Source organism: Acinetobacter sp. ACZLY 512, from assembly GCF_023614015.1.
In the GTDB taxonomy this organism is placed as follows: domain Bacteria; phylum Pseudomonadota; class Gammaproteobacteria; order Pseudomonadales; family Moraxellaceae; genus Acinetobacter; species Acinetobacter soli.
Genome location: NZ_JAKIVI010000009.1, coordinates 119,715 through 139,177, shown reverse-complemented (window position 1 = coordinate 139,177; position 19,463 = coordinate 119,715). Strand labels below are relative to the sequence as shown.

Sequence of the window (19,463 nt, the reverse complement as noted above, 5' to 3'; positions counted from 1 at the left end):
GTGTTGTTATCAAGCATGCTGTTGCATCTGTTCAGCTGGATTTGATTTTAAACCCAGCTGCTGCAAAATTTTTGTTTCAAGTTCTGTAACCGTGTGCACAATCGCATCGGCTTGCCATGCCGCCAGATCGTCTTTGTAGGCCAGCGGTAGGTAACCATAAGCGGCCAGAATCGTATACATGTTGGCTGCGCGTCCTGCATCGATATCACGCGGATGATCACCCACATAAATAATTTTCTCGGCTGGAACCTGAAGCTGCTCGGCCGCCAGAAACATGGGTTCTGGATCAGGTTTGGCATGTTTGACATCTTCTGGGCATACCAATACCGCACAGCGCTCGGTCAGATCAAGTCGCTTTAACAGCAATTCGGTCAGATAACGTGGTTTATTGGTGACAATACCCCACGGAATCTGCTGCGCTTCTAACTGTTCGAGTAAAGATGTCATCCCGCTAAACAGGTCGGTGTCGACGACAATATCTTGCTCATACAAATCGAGAAAGCGCTGACGATGCGCGAGAAAGGTCGCATCATCGACGGCCAGTTCTGGATAGACCAACTTCACCATGGCACGAGCGCCTTCAGACACTTGAGTGCGAATCAAGTCGGCATCGACTACATCACGCTGTTCTTCACGGCACATGGTCTGAATGATGCGAATAAAGTCAGCCGCTGTGTCAATCAGGGTACCATCAAGATCAAAAAGAACAGCGCTCATGATTATCCTTGTTTTACCGTATGAACCATGTAGTTAACATCGACATTTGGCGCGAGCCAGTAACGCTTGGTCAGCGGATTATAATGCAGACCGATCATATTTTTGAGCGTGAGCCCCGCATGGCGAATGTCTTGCGCCATTTCGGACGGTCGGATAAATTTGTGATAGTCATGCGTGCCTTTTGGCAACAAACGCAAGATGTATTCGGCACCTAAAATGGCAAATACATAAGACTTTGGATTACGGTTAATGGTGGAGAAAAAAACATGTCCACCCGGTTTAACCAAAGCCTGACAAGCACGAATAATCGATGCAGGGTCTGGCACGTGTTCCATCATTTCCATACAGGTCACGACATCGTACTGACCGGCTTGTTCTTTGGCCAAGTCTTCCACCAGTACCTGACGGTATTCGATGTTGCTGACGTTTTCTTGCTGGGCATGCAAACGACCCACATTCAGCGGCGCTTCACCCATATCGATTCCGAGTACATCTGCACCACGGCGTGCCATGCTTTCGGCTAAAATACCGCCCCCACAGCCGACATCAAGCACCTTTTTACCCGCCAAACCGCCTGCATGCTCGTCAATCCAGTTCAGACGCAATGGATTGATCTGATGCAATGGTCGAAATTCAGAATCCTGATCCCACCATTGGGCCGCAAGTGCTTCAAATTTTGCAATTTCTTGTGGATCAACATTCAACTGTGACATGCGGGTGACCTCAGATTAAAATGGATTGTCATGATTTTGATATATTGTTTAGTGTAGCGATAATTCTAGAAAAAGCGATAAATTCAGAAAAAATCTTCACACAACGAAACGAAAATTGAATATTTGTTTTATATTTAGCGCATACACTCAGCATAACGATTCAGAGGATAATACGGACAATGAAAAAATTTGTTTTGGGCGGACTTTCTGCTGCAATAATGGTCTTTTCGGGCACCACGATGGCAGCCGACTTTGTGGCAGGCAAGGACTACACCGTGATTGCAAACCCGGGTAAAGTCGCGGTACCGGGCAAAATTGAAGTACGTGAGTTTTTCTGGTACGGCTGTCCGCACTGTTATAAGCTTGAGCCATACATGCAAACATGGTTAAAGCAACTGCCAAAAGATGTGAATTTCTTGCGCACGCCGGCTGCCATGAACAAAGTCTGGGAGCAGGGTGCTCGTGCCTATTATGTGTCTGAAGCGCTGGGTGTACGTCAAAAAACGCATCTCCCGTTGTTCCATGCGATCCATGCCCAAAACCAGCAAATTTTTGATCAGGCATCTTTGGCCAAGTTTTATGTGAACTATGGCGTGCCAGAGCAAAAGTTCAACAGCATGTTTAACTCTTTCCCGATTACGGCCAAAATTGCTGAATCGAACAAACTGGCGCAGCAGTATCAATTAACGGGCGTGCCGGCTGTGGTGGTCAACGGCAAATACGTGGTACAGGGTGAAGATGGTAAAGTGGTTCAGGTGGTGAACTATCTGGTGCAAAAAGAGCGCGCTGCGAAAAAATAACCCACAAAATTGCGATTAGCCCTCATAAAAAGGTTTCTGAACATCAGAAACCTTTTTTGTACATGCTGCTTTTGCAAGGGTTAGGCATCTTTGAGTTCAATCTCGAATGCATCCAGATTGATCGACTGCGCAGGTAAAGAAAGCGCCTGATTGATATACAAGTTGATCAGTTTTTGTCGTGAGCCAATCGAACGCTGATAATAGCTCGAATTGAGCAACAGTGCCGCACCATACGTCAGTGACCAAATGTACGACAGGTAATCACGAATCGACATATCGTAATTGACCGATTTCAAATAGGCCTCAGTAATGTCCTTGATGGCCAGAATACGTGCCTGACGAATCTCATAGAGCGCTTCGAATAGGTGATTCAGCTTCGATTCGGTCATGGTCAGATTTTCTTCAAGCTGATGCAGCAAGATGGTACGTGCAGGCGCCGTCAAATGGTGCAACATGTAGGTTGGTGCATATTCCTTGAAATCACGATTGTGCTGTTGGGAAATCTCCAGCAAACGCTTTTCATTTTGAATCACCAGCTCTAAAAGTAGTTCATTTTTACTTTTAAAATGTTTATAGAGGGTGCCTTTGGCGATATCAAGCTCTGCCACCAGCTCGTCTAGGGTAATTTCCTGATTGTTTTCCAATAACAGCTTTTCGGCGACACTTAAGATGCGTTCTTTACGGATTAAAAATTGTTGATGGCGATCTGGATTCATGAGTATTCCTGTCACTGTTTTGATCACACGCCAGCATCCATTTGCTTTGGGCGAAATTATCTGTTGTCTTAGGTGATACCTCCCATCTATAGCATGTTGCATCACCTGTCATCAACAAAAAAAGCCACGCTATTCCCAGTTTGCAACGCCTCTGAACAATAAGCGCACTTGGGTTGTGGCATTTTCAACAAAGTTGTGTTGCTGATCAGACAACATAGGCTCTTGTAATTGACGTGGCAGGCTTAGCCATGTCATGGCCCAGGTAAAAGACATATTAATCAAAATATCGGAAAGCACTTTTAAATCTTGAGAATGCTGAATATGTTCAAACATCGGCAGTTTGCGCAGGTCGCTGGCCAGATCTTCAATCAAATCGTCGATTTCGCGTGCAATGGCCTGACGTACTGCCGCAGAGCCGCCCCAACGCTCAGCAATCATAAATTGCCATTCTAGAGGGCTGCGGTTGATGGCTTGAAAAAACAGCTCAATACTGGTTTGCGGATGTGAATTGGCTTGTTGCAGATAACTTTGACCGAGCTGATGAATCAGACTTTTAATATGAAGCGCAACTTGATCGACCAGTTCTTGTCCTAATGCATCCATATCTTGAAAATGCCGATAAAACGCAGTGGGAACCAAGCCGACCTCGCGGGCCACTTCGCGCAGACTGATACTGCTAAATGAACGACCCCCTGTACTCAGTTGTAACGCGGCATCGAGTAATGCCTGACGACTTTGCTGTTTACGTTCATCCCGGATCGACATGCCCATGACCTAATAAAAACCTGCCACGAGTCTATCAAAAAGCATCGGTATTTCAAAAAAGTAAAAATAAGCAATCAAAAAACCAGTGAACACCTGTTGACTGAAATAAAAAAAGAGTCTATTGTGTACAAGTGTTCACTAAAAGCACATTTGTTCACTCATATAAATAGCCAGATACAAACGAGGAACGTATGAACATGTTAGCCCGCTACCAGCCGCAATGGATTCGTGAAGACTTTGTCGATTTTGTACTCGAACAGGTCAACCCAATGTGGTCGTGGAAGAAAGCCAAAGCACAGGTGGTTGCGGTTAAAGCCGTAGCGCCTGATTTTTATCAAGTGTCTTTATTACCGAATACTCATTTTAATACACAGCAGATCCGTGCCGGACAAAACCTCTTGGTCACGCTGGTGCTTGAGGGTGTTCATCAGCAGCGCAGTTATTCGATTATGCGTAGCCACCCCAATGGTCAGATTGATTTAGGCGTTAAGGTACAAGGCAAGGTGTCTCGTGCAATGAGCCAGCTTAATGTGGGGCAGGTGATTGAGATTTCGCAGCCGCAAGGTGACTTTATTTTGGCGCCGGCAGCGAATCGTGTATTACTCATTGCCTCTGGCAGCGGCATTACGGCCATTTATGCCTTGTTAGAGCAAGCACTTCTTCAGCAATCTGAGCAAATCGATGTGGTTTACTTCACCCGCGACGATGCATTTCATGCCATGTTGCAGCAGGTGGCCGATCAGCACGAAACAGTCCGCTATCATCACATTAATACTGCACAGCAGCCACAGCATCTGAGTTTGGATTTTTTAAATCAACGCATATCCGATCTTGCACAGTGTCAGGTTTATGCCTGTGGTGCCTCGGCGATGATGCATGCAGCAGATGACATTTTTACCCAGTTAGGGTGCCGCGACAAATTGCATATGGAGTATTTCCAGACCCAAGTGGATGAATCGCTTGAGGCACAGCCAGTGACTTTTATGCGTGCACAGCAGCAATTTGAGGCCCGAGGTAACTTGCTTGAAAGTGCCGAGCAGGCTGGACTACGCCCTGCGCATGGCTGTCGTATGGGAATTTGCAATACCTGCACATGCACCAAAGTCAGCGGAAGCACCAAAAATATACTGACCGGTGAAATTGATCATGGCAGCAATACCCAGATCAAACTTTGCGTTAGTCAGGCGGTCAGTCCTGTCGTGATTAACCTATAAAACGTTACAAGATCAGGATTCGGAGAAAAACAATGAATATGTCGGTTAAATTTCCTGAACACAGTAAATCGAGCTATTTAAGCCCTGAACAAATCGAGGCCTTTGGCCAAGAGATTGAAACGATTCGCCGTGAGGTGATGGATCACTTAGGCGAAGCCGATGCACTGTATATCTATAAAATTCGCAACTTTGTCCGCTACAGCGAAATTGCTTCACGTGGCATGCTGATGTTTGGCGGCTGGATTCCACCTGTATGGCTTCTCGGAACAGGGCTATTGGGTGTCTCTAAAATTGTAGAAAACATGGAACTCGGACACAACGTCATGCACGGTCAGTTTGACTGGCTCAATGATCCGAGTCTGAACGGCGCCAATTACGACTGGGACACTATTGCTACAGGCGACGACTGGAAACACACGCATAACTATGTGCACCATACTTACACCAATATCGTCGGTAAAGATCACGATGTCGGTTATGGCTTACTGCGCGTGAGTGAACAGCAAAAATGGGAACCGCGCTTTCTTTTGAATATCCCGATGGCAGCGCAGCTGATGCTGTTTTTTGAATGGTACGTCGGTGTGCAAAATCTGCACCTAGAAGATGCCTTGGTGTATAAAACTAGAAGCTGGAAACAGGTCTGGCTGGACTCTGCCAAACTGCGCAAAAAAGTGGTGCGTCAGGTGGGCAAAGACTATGTATTTTTTCCACTCATTGCCGGCCCAAATGCGATTCCTGTCTTTATGGGCAATGCTGTCGCAAATGTGATTCGTAATTTATGGTCTTCTGCGGTGATTTTTAATGGTCACTTTACCGAAGATGCTGAAACCTTTGAAGAAGATCATACGGCTACCGAAACACGCGCGCAGTGGTACTTACGTCAAATTCGCGGATCGAGCAACTTTAGTGGTGCCGAATGGTTACACATTTTAAGCGGTAACTTGAGCCACCAGATTGAGCATCACTTGTTTCCAGACATGCCGGCCAACCGTTATGCCGAGGTTGCACCAAAAGTAAAAGCCTTATGCGAAGCGTATGGCGTACATTACAACGAAGCCAATTTTACCCAACAGTTTTGGAGTGTATGGGTTCGCCTCGCTAAATGTTCGTTACCCAATGATGTATCGATCAAAGTGACTGGACGCTGGCAGAAAATCAAACAGCGCTTGTTGGGTGGGTACACCTGAGTCAGTTGCTGTTTTGTACAGTTGTAAGAGGCGCTGAAAATTTGTCCAATCTTCAAAGTCAGGTTTGCTATACTATGCAGCAATTTGAATAGTGGCTATTAAGGATAAGTTATGCGTATTGACCAACGTGCTCTCGATCAATTACGTGATGTAAAAATTACGCGCAATTATACGCGTTATGCAGAAGGTTCCGTATTGGTTGAATTTGGTCATACCAAGGTTTTATGTACTGCTAGTATCGATCATTCCGTGCCGCGTTTTCTAAAAGGCCAAGGCCAGGGCTGGGTAACCGCTGAATACGGTATGTTGCCGCGCTCAACGCATACACGTAGTGACCGTGAAGCGGCGCGTGGCAAGCAAAGTGGACGTACACAGGAAATTCAGCGTCTGATTGGTCGAAGCCTGCGTGCTATGGTCGATTTGAAAAAGCTGGGTGAAAATACCATCACCATCGACTGCGATGTGATCCAAGCTGACGGAGGAACGCGTACTGCTGCCATTACGGGTGCTGCTGTGGCGTTGGTCGATGCGATGAACGTGTTACTGGAAAAGAAAAAAATCAAGCATGATCCACTCAAAGGCTTGGTGGCTGCAATTTCTGTAGGCATGTATCAAGACGAAGTCTTGCTCGATTTGTGCTATGAAGAAGATTCAAACTGTCAGACTGACCTAAACGTCGTCATGACTCAGTCGGGCGAATTCATTGAAATTCAGGGTACAGCAGAAGACAAGCCGTTTACCCGTACACAAGCCGATGCCATGTTGGAAATGGCTGAAAAAGGAATTCAGCAGCTCATTAAAAAGCAGCAAGATGCACTAGGCTGGTAAAATAGTTTCAATAGAAAACGCATCTTAGGATGCGTTTTTTTATGTCTATTTCCAATATGATGCAGATTAGGCGTCACTTTCTAGTTTAAAAAAATAGTGAAAACAGAAACTTCGTTACAAGATTTCAAATTGTTTCACAAAGCGTAACCTTTTGTATTGAAGCACCTACACTCTCTGCCCATCCTGATCATGCTTACTCATTAAAGTTGTTCAGCATTGAAATTGAGAAATAGGGGAGTGAACTATGCTACAAATATTTATTGTGATTTGTGCGGTGATTACATTTACGGTGATGGCAGCCGATCCGCGCCCGAGCCAAGATCAGCAAACGGCTTCTGCATGGCAAAAACCAGATCAGTCGAAACCATCACAGGCTACTCAAAAAATTATTGAGCAGCCGAATAACTCAGCGCATGAAGATGCTTAAGCGTTAAAACGCATCGATAAATCGATGGCAGTGACGTCTTTGGTTAAAACACCCATCGAAATATAGTCGACACCCGTTGTTGCCACTTCGCGCAAGTTATCTAGCGTAATATTACCTGAGGCTTCAAGTTTGCAGCGACCTGCTACATGCTGTACAGCATCAATCATTTGCTGTTGAGAAAAATTATCGAGCATTACAATATCGGCACCCGCCTCTAAGGCCTGTTCCAGCTCATTCCAAGTTTCTACTTCTACTTCAACAGGCTTGTTCGGTGCAATCTGGCGTGCCTGCGCGATGGCCTGTGCAATTCCACCGGCTGCCATAATATGATTTTCTTTAATTAAAAAGGCATCGAATAAACCGAGGCGATGATTTTGTCCGCCACCAATTGCTACTGCATATTTTTGTGCGATACGTAAACCAGGTAGGGTTTTACGTGTATCAAGCAGTTTGGTGTGCAAGCCATCGAGTTGTTTCACATAAAATGCAGCTTTGGTCGCCACTGCCGATAAAGTTTGAATAAAATTCAATGCAGGGCGCTCGACCGTTAAAAGGCTACGTGCCGAACCTGCCAATTTTAAAAAAGCTTCACCCGCCTGAACGTGTTCACCTTCGGCTTTGAGCCACTCCACTTTGACTCGATGATCATAGTGTTGAATAAGCGCATCAACCCACGGACGACCGGCTAAAATCATATTTTCACGTGTAATAATGGTCGCAGTTGCTTGTTCGTGTTCTGGGGTGAGCAATGCCGTAATATCGCCATCACCAATATCTTCGTTCAACGCCTGTTGGATATTGAGTTGAATCGATTGTTCAAGCAATGATTGTGGAATGCTCATAAGTACGTCCAAGATGTAACCCAGAAAATTGAGCGATATATTAGCATTGTCGTTTTAAAAAATAAGTATTCTTGGCACAATATTCCTAAAATGCAGATACCGCTCGGCAGTTTCAATCTGTCGATACGTGATGGATGATGTCGCGAATGTTATGGCGAAAAAAGAGAGTTGTTTCAGATGATGCCGCGTTTTGAAGTCAAAGATGGTCAGTTAATCGGGGCAAAGCAGTTGCCTTCGCCAAATTTTAATCAGCGTCCGCCACAGACCGAGATGTGTTTGCTGGTGATTCACAATATCAGTTTACCGCCTTCACAATTTGGTGGCGGTTACATTCAGCAGTTTTTTCAAAACCAGTTAGACTGGTCGCTGCATCCTTATTTTAAAGAAATTGAAGGCATGTGCGTTTCGGCACATTTGCTGATTTTGCGTAGCGGTGAGGTGATTCAGTTTGTAAACTTTAACGATCGTGCATGGCATGCTGGTCGCTCACAGTATCTTGGTCAGGTCGAGTGCAACGATTATTCGATTGGCATTGAACTGGAGGGCAGTGACGATCAGCCCTTTGAGCCAGAACAGTACGAAACACTGGCCGATGTCACATGTTGTTTGCAGCATGCGTATCCTAAAATCCAGACACATATTGCGGGGCACTCCGATATCGCACCCGTCAGAAAAACCGATCCGGGGCCTTTTTTTAACTGGCCTCATTTTCGCGCAAAACTTCATGCAAAAAAAACTGCTGCTAGACATGATTTCGCAACGAAATAATATCCAAGTTTCATTACAATAACGACTTTGTGTTTAGGCGTGGGTAGAGGCGATGGCATTGTGGCGATCGACGTTTATTGTCAGTGCAATGACGATGTTATCTCGCATATTGGGTTTGGTCCGCGATATGGTCCTGCTCAATGTGTTTGGGGCAGGAAAAGATTTTGATACCTTTGTGGTGGCATTTCGGATTCCAAACTTTTTTAGGCGCTTGTTTGCCGAAGGTGCATTTTCACAAGCCTTTATTCCTATTTTGACCGAATATAAAACGGGTCGTGCTCATGCTGAAGTACAAATTCTGATTAGCCGGGTGTTTGGTTGCCTGCTGATGGTGATGAGCTTACTTACCTTAGTGGCCATGATCATTGCACCGGTGATTATTTATGCCTATGCCCCCGGTTTTCACAACGATCCAGAAAAGTTTGATCTGGCTGTCGGAATGTTTCGTCTGACCATTCCTTACCTGATGTTTATGTCGCTGACCGCATTTGCCAGCAGTATTCTCAACAGTTATGGCTCGTTTGCTTCACCAGCTTTTTCTCCCGTTTTGCTTAACGTGGCCATGATTGCAGGGGCATGGTGGCTCACGCCTTATATGCAGCAGCCGATTATGTCGTTGGGTTGGGCCGTACTTGGGGCGGGTATTTTGCAGCTTGCGATCCAGATTCCAGAGCTTTGGCGTAAAAAACTCCTGATCCCACCAAAAATTGACTTCAAGCATGAAGGGGTCGAGCGCATCATGAAACTGATGTTACCGGCCTTGTTTGGTGTTTCGGTTACTCAGATTAACCTGTTGCTCAACACTATTTGGGCATCTTTTATGCAGGATGGTTCAGTTTCGTGGCTCTATAGTGCCGAGCGTATGACCGAGCTACCGCTCGGACTTATTGGTGTTGCCATTGGGACAGTGATTTTGCCTTCTTTATCTGCCCGTCATGCCGAGCAAAATCAGGAGAAGTTTCGCGGAATGCTGGACTGGGCTGCACGCGTGATTGTATTGGTGGGTTTACCTGCCAGTATTGCACTGTTTATGCTGTCGACACCGATTATTCAGGCGCTGTTTCAGCGCGGTGAATTTACTTGGGAAGACACCAAAATGACAGCACTGGCCCTGCAATGCATGAGTGGTGGCGTGATTGCCTTTATGTTAATTAAAGTATTTGCACCGGGTTTTTATGCCCAGCAAGATACCAAAACTCCCGTACGTGTAGGCTTGATTGCTGTTGCCACAAATGCGCTTTTAAACGTGATATTTATTGGGCTATTTAAGCTGATCGACTGGAAAGCCGAACATATGGCACTGGCGCTGGCCTCATCGGGTTCGGCCTTGGTGAATGCTGGAATGCTGTATTTTTATCTGCACAAGCGTAATATTTTCCGTTTTGGCGGACACTGGAAAAAACTCGCACTCCAGTATGCTGTCGCTAATTTAGCCATGATTGGGGCGCTTTGGGGCGCACTGCATTGGTACGATGGACAGTCTTCTCAACTGATGCGCATCATCGAAGTGATTGTTTTTTGTATAGTGGGTGTGGCTGCCTATGCAATCGCACTGTTTGCAACGGGCTTTAGACCTCGCCACTTAAAGCATGAGACATAAAATAAAGCAGCGCGTGGCAATACATAAATTGCGCTTTATTTTATGTCGCAAGACAAGTGAAGCGTCAAAAAAACCGCTGTGGTGACAGCGGTTTTTTTAATTATTTGGCCGGTAATACTTCGAGTAATTCAACATCAAAAATCAGCGTACTGTTTGGCCCAATCGCATCCCCACTGCCGACTTCGCCGTAGGCCAGTTTGGCAGGCACAAACAAACGTGCTTTTTCACCTTCTTTCATCAGTTGTAAGCCTTCGGTCCAGCCCGGAATCACTTGGCTGAGTTGAAACTCGACCGGATGATTACGCGCAATCGAACTATCGAATACGGTACCATCGAGTAGGCGGCCTTCATAATTTACTTTTACTCGTGATGTGGCTTTAGGCGATTTACCTTTACCTGCACTTAAAACTTGATATTGAAGACCAGATTTAGTGGTGATCACACCTGGTTTTTTCGCATTTTCTGCCAAGAATGCATCGCCACTTTTCAGATTTTGCTGAGCCAGTTGCTGATAGGCATACAGTTGTTTGGCTTCCATTTGCTTTTTATACTGACTAAGCACCTTGGCCATGTCTTCATCTGTCAAAGCGGCATCTTTGCCTTGTGCACCTTCTTTAAGGCCCTGCACAAAAGCTTCAATATTGAGATCTTTTAGGGTATCGGCATTGGTACGACCCATCACGTATCCATAGCTATAGCCTAATTGATCTTTTTGCGGGCTATTTTTGGTAATTGCTGCAAAGCCTGAAACAGACAGACTGGTTAAAACCAAACCGAGCACAGTTTTTTTCATCATTTTTATCCAAATCATATGTCATATAAAAAACAAGGAGAGTACATGACTCTCCTTTGAGCGATTATTTTACTTCGAGAAGCTCAACATCAAAAATCAGGGTGCTGTTGGCCGGAATCATGCCTGGAACACCTTGTTCGCCATAACCGAGTTTTGCCGGAATATAAAAAGTCGCTTTGCCGCCTTCTTTGAGCAGTTGCAAGCCCTCAGTCCAGCCCGGAATCACTTTATTGAGCGGGAATTCAACCGGCTCGCCGCGATCATACGAGCTATCGAAGACCTTACCATCGGTGAGCTGACCTTTGTAGTGAACTTTGACCACAGACGTGGCTGTTGGGCGTTTACCTGTACCCTCGGTAATAATTTTGTATTGCAAGCCTGATGCTGTGGTTTTAACGCCTTCTTTTTTGGCATTTTCGGCTAAGAAGTCATTGCTACTCGATTCAGACTTTTTGGCATGCTCAAGCTCTTTTTGCTGCGCTTCTTGCTGGTAAGCAGTATAGGCGGCTTGAAGCTGCTCTTGCGTGTAAGCTGCAGGTGTATGAGCATGACCATCACGAATACCTTGTACAAATGCATTAACATCAAGCTCTGCAGGTGTTTGGTTGGCAACTTCATAACCGAGCGCATAGCTGATTTTTTGCACCGGAGACGCATTTTGATCAGCCTTGCTGCCTACGTTTGTTGCAGGATGCTGAGTCGCGTAATAAACAGGAATAAGTGCAGCACCGCCTAAAATGATAGCGACAGCAACGGGTAAGGCTTTACTCATACAATGTTCCAAAAAAGATGTTTATTTGATCATGTTAAAAATACATGTGATCTTAGCATGCATCTGTTTAGCATATAATGTTTGTAAAAAAAAACGAGTGGATTTTTATACTGTTTGCGTTGTTTAAACGAAAAAGCCGAATCATGTGATTCGGCTTTTTTGAGTTTATTAGATTAGATGATCAATCATCTTTTGCCGCGGTATAGCTATAGGCATAGTTGTATCCATAGCCGCCACTCGACTTCTCGATATCATTTAAAATAAAGCCATTCACTTTCACGCCTGCCTGTTCGAAGCGACTTACGGTTAATTCAAGCTCTTTCATTTGCGTCTTATTATGACGCGCAATGATCAGGTTTACCCCTGCATATTGTGAAATGATAATACCATCGGTTACAGCAAGTACTGGCGGCGTATCAATCAAGATATGGTCATAAAGCGGCATGATTTCATCAAGAAAGGCTTTAAATTTAGCAGAGCCGAGCATTTCAGACGGATTCGTAGGGCTTTTGCCTCGAGTAATCATGTCTAAACCAGCCACTTCAGAATGATGAATGATCGACTCAAAGCTGGTCTGATCACTTAAATATTCCGATAAGCCAGGTTTAATCTCGACATTAAAGTATTTGTTTAGGTAGCCACGGCGTAAGTCTGCATCAATTAACAGCACGCGTTTATTACTCTGTGCCAATATCGCCGCCAAGTTCACCGAAACAAACGACTTACCTACCTCAGGCGCTGGGCCTGCAATCATAATCAAATTATTTTTTGCATTTGCCAAAGCAAAGTGAATAGCGGTACGCATACTACGCAAGCTTTCAATGGCAATATCGTCGCTGTTTTTAATCGATAAAATTGGAATAGTTTTATTCTTTTTAAGCAATTTGATTCGACTTTCCTGAATAGGCGAGCGAGGTATCGTTGCATACACAGGCAGGTCGAGTTCATTTTCGATTTGTGCAGAGTCTTTAATGCCTGTACGGAGCATTTTACGCATCAATGCAATCAGTACACCAATAAAACCTCCCACAAAAAGAGATAAAATTAACACAATTAATTTCTTAGGTTTAATTGGTTTCACAGGTTCGATTGCGGTATCGATCACTCGTACATTGCCAATCTCACCTGCATTCGCAACTTTAAGCTGCTGATAGTTATTGAGTAAATTGGTATAGAGTTCCGTATTGACCTTTACATCACGATAATATTGCAGATACTGGCGCTGTAACTCTGGTAGTCTTTTAATCGTGGCATTTAACTCGGCAGACTTTTTATTCACAGCATCGAGCTGGGCATTGATTTCAGCCATGAGTGGATGATCACTGGTATATTTTGCTGCGAGTTCGGCTTGTTTTTGTTTGAGCTCGATTTTTGTAGTTTCGAGTGCAATATTTTGCTTCAAGAACAGTTCAGATTCCTGTGTGACATCAACTGTATTGTATTGTTCACGGAATTTATTAAACTTAAGCTCAGACTCTTCAAGCTGCTTTTTAAGTTCTGGCAATTGTTTGTCTAGAAAGCTTAGTGTTTGCTGTGCCTCTAAAGACTTACGCTCGATATTTTGCGCGTGATATACCGTTAAAATATTATTCAGTACTTGCGTAATATGAACAGGATCTTGGCCTTGGTAAGTGAGCCCCACCACACCAGTGAGTTTGCCTTTTTCAGCCACTGCGTAGTTTTGAGTGAGTTCTTTCACTGCTGTCGGGACAGATAAACGACGAAGTATAAAAGTACGATTAAAAGGTACTTGACTGTCGATTCGTACCTGCCATGTGCCTTTAGTATCTTTAAGAATATTCTCTTTGTTTAACGTACCTTCAAAAACAGGCATATCCTTATAGCTCAAACTAAATTGCTGCGTTTGAGGTTTAAATTCTAAGTTTAAGGGTTTATCAAGATAGTACTCAGGTACATCTAAACGTTGAATAAAGAAAGCATGAGTTGGATCTTTATATTCTACGCCTTTGTGTGAGTAATCGATTTGAGTATTATCACGATTAAACAGTCGGTGAAGAAGTGTATCTTGGGTATCTGTTATTTGAATATTTAAATTTAAATTTTCAATGACATTCCCAAGCACTAATCTGGACTTTAAAATTTCAATCTCAGCGTCTGCTGGGGATTTTTGACCTGCACCACCAGCGATGTTTCCAAGCTCGCCTAAAAGTGCTTTAGATGCGGCGCTTTTACTGTCTTCAACTTGTATCATGGCATCTGTCGCATAAATACTTGGAGAAACCCGCAGATAAAGAAGGGCGCAAATAAGACAGAATAAGGTGCAGACGGCAATCAATTTCCATTGTGCAATTAACGAGAAGAGCAACTCTTTTAAATCGATTGTGTCTTCATTGGTATTTGAATTTTGGCTCATAGTGTCGATGTTACTTCTTCAAATTATAGATGTGATGCCCAGTCCGCGACATACGACTGAATGTTGATACAAGTTTGGTCAAAATAGGCCTGATCATGCTGATATGGGTCGGGTACATTCTGCCCTTGCCAATGCCCAAGTCGAAAGGTTTTGCCTTTGGCAAATGGCCAAGTCTGCTCAATATGTTTTTGCTGATTATTGCTCATGACTAGCACAAGATCGGCTTTCTTGATCATCTCTGCATTCAACTTACGTGCCACATGGTTGCGCATATCAATATTTAAGGCATCCATACATTTAATGGCTTTATCATCTGCACTATGGCCAGTCAAACCAGAAATACCGGCCGATTCTATATGTAACTCAGGATGCTTTTGTTTTAGCAGATATTCGGCCATCGGGCTGCGGCAAATATTACCCACACAAATGACCAAAACATTTTGGATTTGCATTTTAGTTATTTCCAAGAATCTTAAATGAATAAATTGCGCTTGCGAATGGAACGATTTGCCCAATCACACGTTGCCAGCGAGTCAGGCCCGTTGCATCGATATACACAATATCATTTTTTTGCATCTGGAACTGATTGGCCAAAGCCAAGTTGCCGAGGTTAGACAAATCTAAATGATACAGCTTTGATGTACGATCTTGTAAGTTCGTACGCATCACGTAAATTCGGGCAGCACTAGCCGAATATGGGTTAATCCCTTCGCTTTCACCCAATACATCACTTAAAGTCATGCCCTGATCGCGTAAAGCAATTGCTTGACTTTTATTCGACTCACCCATCACGTAAAGTTTCTGATTTTGTTTGGTATTTACAAAAATCGTATCGTTGGGTTGAATCAATAAATTGTGTAAAGAATAACCCTGTTTTTCTAGGCTTATTGCATTTAAATCGAAGGTTTTACCATTTCGAATGAGCTGAATAGAGGTATTGTCACCTGTTTCGGTATTTACGCCACCGGCCATACTGAGCGCCGTGTAAATACTAATCGGCTGGTCATTTAAGGTATATTGTCCGCTTTTCATGACTTGACCATTTACAAAGTAACGGCTACCTTCATAAGAGAGTACACGAACCACGACATCTGGCGCTTTTAAGTACTGAGCAAATCTGGCGCGGAGGTGCTGAGTCAGCTCGGAAACACTTTTACCCTGTGCTTGTACTTTTCCAATTAAAGGTAAGTAGATATTCCCATTACTATCAATAGGGTAACCAATGCCTTTAATGTTATTTCCATCTTGAAGAGGAGGTGTAATTTCAGGATAGGCCCAAAGCTGTATAGATAAAACATCACCTGCTCTTAAGCGGTATAACTGGTGTGATGCTCTAAATAAAGCTGCAATATCCGATTGATAGCGAATATTTTCAGCAGGCTGTAGTTTAGGCAAATTGGTTTGATTGAGCTGTACAATTGAAACCTGAGCGCCCTGATCGGTTACATAAGTGCCTTGTTCAGGTATGTCGTGTGTTTGCAAACCTGAAGTAACGGCACAACCTGATAAACCTATAAAACAGGACGATAAAAAAAGTAAAGTGCTTTTATACTTCACATTGAAACCCTTAGATTGTAAGCTTTAGCGTGATATTTTAAAATGTCGTTATAACGCGACATTCTAGACCATAATTTATGAGAGTTATAGCGTTTTCAACTTAAGTTTGTATGTTTAGCGAAAAAATGAGTCTGAACGAAAAAGCCTTCACACTATTGGCAAAATGATCTTCTCTCGTCATTTTTTACTTTTTTACAACGATAGTGCCCATGCTTAAGAAAATTGCTTTAAATGCTTGAAGTTTTCTATTTAAAAACCTTGAAATCGAAGCTATTATTTGCGGCTAAGTTAAATATGAATTTGAGTTGTAAATTAAATCTTTTAAAGAGATAAAGGCCAGATAACGGTTTTTATCAAATATGTCATAAACATATTCTATTTTAAACATAGATAAAGACGATTTCTTCCATAAGATGAATCAACCAACTGATAGATCAAGCATTTAAGTCGTATTACAGGAAATATATGAAAATATTAATTACAGGTGGCGCGGGTTTTATTGGTTCAGCCGTTGTTCGTCATGTTATTGAAAATACAGAAAACGAAGTATTAAATGTCGATAAACTCACCTATGCAGGAAATTTAGAATCTTTAGCACGTATTGCTAAAAATCCGCGATACACATTTTCTCAAACTGACATCTGTGATCGTGCTGCTTTAGATGAATTATTTGAAAATTTCCAACCCGATGCTGTGATGCATTTAGCTGCTGAATCGCATGTCGACCGTTCAATTACTGGCCCTGCGGCGTTTATTGAAACCAATATTATTGGTACCTACCAACTACTTGAGGCAGCACGCCATTACTGGAATCAACTAGATCAAAATAAAAAACAAGCATTTCGATTTCATCATATTTCAACAGATGAAGTGTATGGCGATTTAGAAGGTACAGAAGATCTGTTTTTAGAAACAACACCTTATGCTCCAAGTTCACCTTACTCTGCCAGCAAAGCCAGTTCGGATCACTTGGTTAGAGCATGGTACCGCACGTACGGCTTACCAGTTGTACTGACCAATTGTTCAAACAACTATGGGCCGTTCCATTTCCCTGAAAAACTCATTCCGCTGGTAATTTTAAATGCACTGGCGGGTAAGCCACTACCTGTATATGGAAACGGTACACAAATTCGTGACTGGTTGTATGTAGAAGATCATGCCCGCGCACTGTATAAAGTAGTCACAGAAGCAGCAGTGGGTGAAACTTACAACATTGGCGGTCACAACGAGCAAAAAAATATTGATGTGGTCAAAGCAATTTGCGAACTTTTAGAAGAGCTTGCTCCAAACAAACCTGAAGGTTTAGCACGTTATCAGGACCTGATCACTTATGTGACAGATCGTCCGGGACATGATTTGCGCTATGCGATTGATGCAAGTAAAATCCAGCAAGATTTAGGCTGGGTGCCGCAAGAAAGCTTTGAGACAGGCCTTAGAAAAACAGTGCAGTGGTACCTAAACAACCAAGCGTGGGTACAGCATATTCAAAGTGGTGAATACCAAAACTGGATTCAGCAACAGTACACAACCACCGAAAAAATGAATTAAGTTGCGTGAAACTATGAAAATACTGTTGCTTGGAAAAAATGGTCAAGTTGGGTGGGAGTTGCAACGCGCACTCCAACCGCTTGGTGAAGTGGTTACACTTGATCGTAATATGTCATCTGAGGGCTTCAGTGGCAATGTTGCAGACTTCGCTGCCATTTCTGATGTGTTTGATAAAATTAATCCAGATATCGTCGTGAATGCCACTGCATATACTGCGGTTGATAAAGCCGAATCTGATCAGCAACAGGCACAGCTTATCAATGCGCAAGCAGTGAAGCATTTGGCTAGTGAGTGCAAAAAGCATCATGCACTGTTGATTCATTACTCGACTGACTATGTTTTTAGTGGAGATGGTATTGCTCCATGGAATGAAGATGATCAAACCGCACCAGTGAATTACTATGGCCTCACCAAACGTGAAGGCGAGTTAGCACTTGAACAGAGCAATGTTCGGTTTTTAAACTTTCGTACCTGCTGGGTATATGCTGCACGAGGCAATAACTTTATAAAAACCATGCTCAAACTGGCTCAGACCAAAGAAGAACTGAGTATTATTCATGATCAGGTTGGGGTGCCTACAGGCGCAGCACTGATTGCTGATGTTACGGCTCAAGCGATTCGCTATTACACCTTACAATCTGAAACTGAAAAACAAAATCTGCATGGTCATTATCATTTGGCGCCAAAAGGTGAAACTACATGGCATGATTACGCTCAATTTGTTTTTGCACATGCACGACATGCAGGACAAGTTTTAGCTTTAAATAAAGTAAATCCAATTGAAACATCGGCATACCCAACACCGGCAAAACGCCCGCTTAATTCACGTTTAAACACCAACAAGCTAGAACAAAATTTTAAATTGCATCTTCCTCACTGGCAGCAAGGTGTAATACAAGTATTAGAGGAACTTCTTCCATGACTCAAACAAACCGTAAAGGGATTATTTTAGCGGGCGGCTCTGGCACACGCTTGTATCCAATTACCATGGGTACATCAAAACAGCTACTCCCAATTTATGACAAACCCATGATTTATTATCCACTGTCTGTACTTATGCTGGCAGGGATTAGTGAAATTTTAATTATATCTACCCCAGAAGACTTACCAAATTTTGAAAAACTTTTAGGAACAGGTGAGGCGCTTGGAATCAAACTCTCTTACAAAGTTCAACCGTCTCCTGACGGGCTTGCTCAAGCATTTATTTTGGGTGAAGAGTTTATTGGTCAAGATAATGTCACCCTAATTTTGGGTGACAATATTTTTTACGGTCAAAGTTTTGGGCAGCAGCTCAAGCGTGCAGCCGAGCAACAGACGGGTGCAACAGTATTTGGCTACTATGTGAGTGATCCAGAGCGTTTTGGTGTGGTCGATTTTGATGCATCGGGTAAAGCTTTAAGTATTGAAGAAAAACCAGAGCAGCCAAAATCGAATTATGCAGTGACGGGTTTATATTTTTACGACAATTCGGTGGTTGAGATTGCCAAAAATATTAAACCATCACATCGCGGGGAGCTTGAAATTACCGACGTAAATAATATTTATTTACAGCAACAAGCGCTAAATGTAGAAGTACTTGGCCGAGGTTTTGCATGGCTAGATACAGGTACACATGATTCACTGATTGAAGCAAGTCAGTTTGTACAAACCATTGAGCATCGTCAGGGTTTAAAAGTTGCCAGTTTAGAAGAGATTTCTTTTAACAATGGCTGGATCGATTTAAACCAACTTAAAGCACGTGGTGAATTTTTTAAGAAAACTGGATATGGTCAGTACTTGTTAAAATTGCATCAAGAACATTCAAAATAAATGTAATCAAGTCATTATCTAAATCAACATGAT

At 43.3% G+C, this 19,463-nt stretch carries 20 protein-coding genes; 10 read left to right on the top strand and 10 right to left on the bottom strand.

The genetic code is table 11. The features are described from left to right. Nucleotides 1-9: 9 nt before the first annotated feature. On the bottom strand, nucleotides 10-720 hold the full coding sequence (locus L2096_RS11365) for an HAD family hydrolase (RefSeq protein ID WP_250365457.1): 711 nt from the start codon (nucleotides 718-720) through the stop codon (nucleotides 10-12). Then, nucleotides 720-1,430 carry a bifunctional 2-polyprenyl-6-hydroxyphenol methylase/3-demethylubiquinol 3-O-methyltransferase UbiG gene (ubiG, locus tag L2096_RS11360; RefSeq protein WP_004941828.1) on the bottom strand — a complete coding sequence of 237 codons (711 nt, stop codon included), beginning with the start codon at nucleotides 1,428-1,430 and terminating at the stop codon, nucleotides 720-722. Before ubiG ends, L2096_RS11365 begins: the two co-directional genes overlap by 1 nt. 179 nt (nucleotides 1,431-1,609) lie before the next feature. Between ubiG and L2096_RS11355 the strand changes: the two genes are divergently transcribed. Beyond that, on the top strand, nucleotides 1,610-2,230 hold the full coding sequence (locus L2096_RS11355) for a thiol:disulfide interchange protein DsbA/DsbL (protein ID WP_250365448.1): 621 nt from the start codon (nucleotides 1,610-1,612) through the stop codon (nucleotides 2,228-2,230). A gap of 80 nt (nucleotides 2,231-2,310) precedes the next feature. Here the strand turns inward: L2096_RS11355 and L2096_RS11350 are convergent, their stop codons facing one another. Together L2096_RS11350 and L2096_RS11345 are read right to left on the bottom strand one after the other, a co-directional pair. Next, nucleotides 2,311-2,946, bottom strand: coding sequence for a TetR/AcrR family transcriptional regulator (locus L2096_RS11350; protein WP_004941821.1), 636 nt, complete (start codon nucleotides 2,944-2,946; stop codon nucleotides 2,311-2,313). Nucleotides 2,947-3,075: 129 nt separating this feature from the next. Then, entirely contained in the window at nucleotides 3,076-3,711 is a 636-nt protein-coding gene (locus L2096_RS11345; RefSeq protein WP_004941819.1) for a TetR family transcriptional regulator, read from the bottom strand. 191 nt (nucleotides 3,712-3,902) lie between these two features. Here L2096_RS11345 and L2096_RS11340 point away from each other — a divergent pair, with 191 nt between their 5' ends. The 4 genes from L2096_RS11340 to L2096_RS11325 all read left to right on the top strand — a co-directional run bounded on the left by L2096_RS11340 (nucleotide 3,903) and on the right by L2096_RS11325 (nucleotide 7,367). Continuing rightward, nucleotides 3,903-4,925, top strand: a complete 1,023-nt coding sequence (locus L2096_RS11340) for a flavin reductase family protein (protein WP_250365447.1) — start codon at nucleotides 3,903-3,905, stop codon at nucleotides 4,923-4,925. 32 nt (nucleotides 4,926-4,957) lie between these two features. Beyond that, entirely contained in the window at nucleotides 4,958-6,112 is a 1,155-nt protein-coding gene (locus tag L2096_RS11335; protein WP_004941814.1) for a fatty acid desaturase family protein, read from the top strand. Nucleotides 6,113-6,223: 111 nt separating this feature from the next. Further along, nucleotides 6,224-6,940 (top strand): ribonuclease PH, encoded by a 717-nt coding sequence (gene rph, locus L2096_RS11330; RefSeq protein WP_004941812.1) that lies wholly within the window; start codon nucleotides 6,224-6,226, stop codon nucleotides 6,938-6,940. A gap of 244 nt (nucleotides 6,941-7,184) precedes the next feature. Next, nucleotides 7,185-7,367 (top strand): ABZJ_00068 family colistin stress protein, encoded by a 183-nt coding sequence (locus L2096_RS11325; RefSeq protein WP_151840458.1) that lies wholly within the window; start codon nucleotides 7,185-7,187, stop codon nucleotides 7,365-7,367. Here the strand turns inward: L2096_RS11325 and nadC are convergent. Then, nucleotides 7,364-8,209 (bottom strand): carboxylating nicotinate-nucleotide diphosphorylase, encoded by an 846-nt coding sequence (nadC, locus tag L2096_RS11320; RefSeq protein ID WP_151815299.1) that lies wholly within the window; start codon nucleotides 8,207-8,209, stop codon nucleotides 7,364-7,366. The genes L2096_RS11325 and nadC overlap by 4 nt on opposite strands. A gap of 177 nt (nucleotides 8,210-8,386) precedes the next feature. On the opposite strand from nadC, the gene ampD reads away from it, so the two are divergent. Both ampD and murJ read left to right on the top strand, forming a co-directional pair. Continuing rightward, the gene (gene ampD / locus L2096_RS11315) at nucleotides 8,387-8,977 is read left to right on the top strand and encodes a 1,6-anhydro-N-acetylmuramyl-L-alanine amidase AmpD (RefSeq protein WP_250365446.1); all 591 of its coding nucleotides are present in this window, start codon (nucleotides 8,387-8,389) and stop codon (nucleotides 8,975-8,977) included. 52 nt (nucleotides 8,978-9,029) lie between these two features. Beyond that, the gene (gene murJ / locus L2096_RS11310) at nucleotides 9,030-10,577 is read left to right on the top strand and encodes a murein biosynthesis integral membrane protein MurJ (RefSeq protein ID WP_250365445.1); all 1,548 of its coding nucleotides are present in this window, start codon (nucleotides 9,030-9,032) and stop codon (nucleotides 10,575-10,577) included. 100 nt (nucleotides 10,578-10,677) lie between these two features. Here the strand turns inward: murJ and bamJ (L2096_RS11305) are convergent, their stop codons facing one another. The 5 genes from bamJ (L2096_RS11305) to L2096_RS11285 all read right to left on the bottom strand — a co-directional run bounded on the left by bamJ (L2096_RS11305) (nucleotide 10,678) and on the right by L2096_RS11285 (nucleotide 16,073). After that, the gene (bamJ, locus tag L2096_RS11305; protein ID WP_250365456.1) at nucleotides 10,678-11,370 is read right to left on the bottom strand and encodes a BamJ family beta-barrel-assembly machinery protein; all 693 of its coding nucleotides are present in this window, start codon (nucleotides 11,368-11,370) and stop codon (nucleotides 10,678-10,680) included. A gap of 64 nt (nucleotides 11,371-11,434) precedes the next feature. Beyond that, nucleotides 11,435-12,142: a BamJ family beta-barrel-assembly machinery protein gene (bamJ, locus tag L2096_RS11300; protein WP_004941793.1), complete on the bottom strand. Its 708-nt coding sequence runs from the start codon at nucleotides 12,140-12,142 to the stop codon at nucleotides 11,435-11,437. Nucleotides 12,143-12,323: 181 nt separating this feature from the next. Continuing rightward, nucleotides 12,324-14,516 (bottom strand): polysaccharide biosynthesis tyrosine autokinase, encoded by a 2,193-nt coding sequence (locus L2096_RS11295; RefSeq protein ID WP_250365444.1) that lies wholly within the window; start codon nucleotides 14,514-14,516, stop codon nucleotides 12,324-12,326. Nucleotides 14,517-14,539: 23 nt separating this feature from the next. Beyond that, complete coding sequence (locus L2096_RS11290; RefSeq protein ID WP_250365443.1) at nucleotides 14,540-14,968, bottom strand: low molecular weight protein-tyrosine-phosphatase; 429 nt, start codon at nucleotides 14,966-14,968, stop codon at nucleotides 14,540-14,542. Between the two features lies 1 nt (nucleotide 14,969). Beyond that, nucleotides 14,970-16,073 carry a polysaccharide biosynthesis/export family protein gene (locus L2096_RS11285; protein ID WP_250365442.1) on the bottom strand — a complete coding sequence of 368 codons (1,104 nt, stop codon included), beginning with the start codon at nucleotides 16,071-16,073 and terminating at the stop codon, nucleotides 14,970-14,972. Between the two features lie 465 nt (nucleotides 16,074-16,538). Between L2096_RS11285 and rfbB the strand changes: the two genes are divergently transcribed. Genes rfbB through rfbA form a run of 3 tightly spaced genes read left to right on the top strand, consistent with a single transcriptional unit; the run spans nucleotide 16,539 to nucleotide 19,430 of the window. Beyond that, nucleotides 16,539-17,621: a dTDP-glucose 4,6-dehydratase gene (rfbB, locus tag L2096_RS11280; protein WP_250365441.1), complete on the top strand. Its 1,083-nt coding sequence runs from the start codon at nucleotides 16,539-16,541 to the stop codon at nucleotides 17,619-17,621. 13 nt (nucleotides 17,622-17,634) lie between these two features. After that, a complete protein-coding gene (rfbD, locus tag L2096_RS11275; RefSeq protein WP_250365440.1) occupies nucleotides 17,635-18,543 on the top strand; it encodes a dTDP-4-dehydrorhamnose reductase in 909 nt (302 codons plus the stop codon). Then, nucleotides 18,540-19,430, top strand: a complete 891-nt coding sequence (gene rfbA / locus L2096_RS11270; RefSeq protein WP_250365439.1) for a glucose-1-phosphate thymidylyltransferase RfbA — start codon at nucleotides 18,540-18,542, stop codon at nucleotides 19,428-19,430. Before rfbD ends, rfbA begins: the two co-directional genes overlap by 4 nt. Nucleotides 19,431-19,463 lie beyond the last annotated feature (33 nt).

Coding starts and splice junctions, on each gene's coding strand:
- ubiG (WP_004941828.1), bottom strand. CDS start 1,430: ATGTCACAGTTGAATGTTGATCCACAAGAAATTGCAAAATTTGAAGCA.
- L2096_RS11355 (WP_250365448.1), top strand. CDS start 1,610: ATGAAAAAATTTGTTTTGGGCGGACTTTCTGCTGCAATAATGGTCTTT.
- L2096_RS11350 (WP_004941821.1), bottom strand. CDS start 2,946: ATGAATCCAGATCGCCATCAACAATTTTTAATCCGTAAAGAACGCATC.
- L2096_RS11345 (WP_004941819.1), bottom strand. CDS start 3,711: ATGTCGATCCGGGATGAACGTAAACAGCAAAGTCGTCAGGCATTACTC.
- L2096_RS11340 (WP_250365447.1), top strand. CDS start 3,903: ATGAACATGTTAGCCCGCTACCAGCCGCAATGGATTCGTGAAGACTTT.
- L2096_RS11335 (WP_004941814.1), top strand. CDS start 4,958: ATGAATATGTCGGTTAAATTTCCTGAACACAGTAAATCGAGCTATTTA.
- rph (WP_004941812.1), top strand. CDS start 6,224: ATGCGTATTGACCAACGTGCTCTCGATCAATTACGTGATGTAAAAATT.
- L2096_RS11325 (WP_151840458.1), top strand. CDS start 7,185: ATGCTACAAATATTTATTGTGATTTGTGCGGTGATTACATTTACGGTG.
- nadC (WP_151815299.1), bottom strand. CDS start 8,209: ATGAGCATTCCACAATCATTGCTTGAACAATCGATTCAACTCAATATC.
- ampD (WP_250365446.1), top strand. CDS start 8,387: ATGATGCCGCGTTTTGAAGTCAAAGATGGTCAGTTAATCGGGGCAAAG.
- murJ (WP_250365445.1), top strand. CDS start 9,030: ATGGCATTGTGGCGATCGACGTTTATTGTCAGTGCAATGACGATGTTA.
- bamJ (WP_250365456.1), bottom strand. CDS start 11,370: ATGAAAAAAACTGTGCTCGGTTTGGTTTTAACCAGTCTGTCTGTTTCA.
- bamJ (WP_004941793.1), bottom strand. CDS start 12,142: ATGAGTAAAGCCTTACCCGTTGCTGTCGCTATCATTTTAGGCGGTGCT.
- L2096_RS11295 (WP_250365444.1), bottom strand. CDS start 14,516: ATGAGCCAAAATTCAAATACCAATGAAGACACAATCGATTTAAAAGAG.
- L2096_RS11290 (WP_250365443.1), bottom strand. CDS start 14,968: ATGCAAATCCAAAATGTTTTGGTCATTTGTGTGGGTAATATTTGCCGC.
- rfbB (WP_250365441.1), top strand. CDS start 16,539: ATGAAAATATTAATTACAGGTGGCGCGGGTTTTATTGGTTCAGCCGTT.
- rfbD (WP_250365440.1), top strand. CDS start 17,635: ATGAAAATACTGTTGCTTGGAAAAAATGGTCAAGTTGGGTGGGAGTTG.
- rfbA (WP_250365439.1), top strand. CDS start 18,540: ATGACTCAAACAAACCGTAAAGGGATTATTTTAGCGGGCGGCTCTGGC.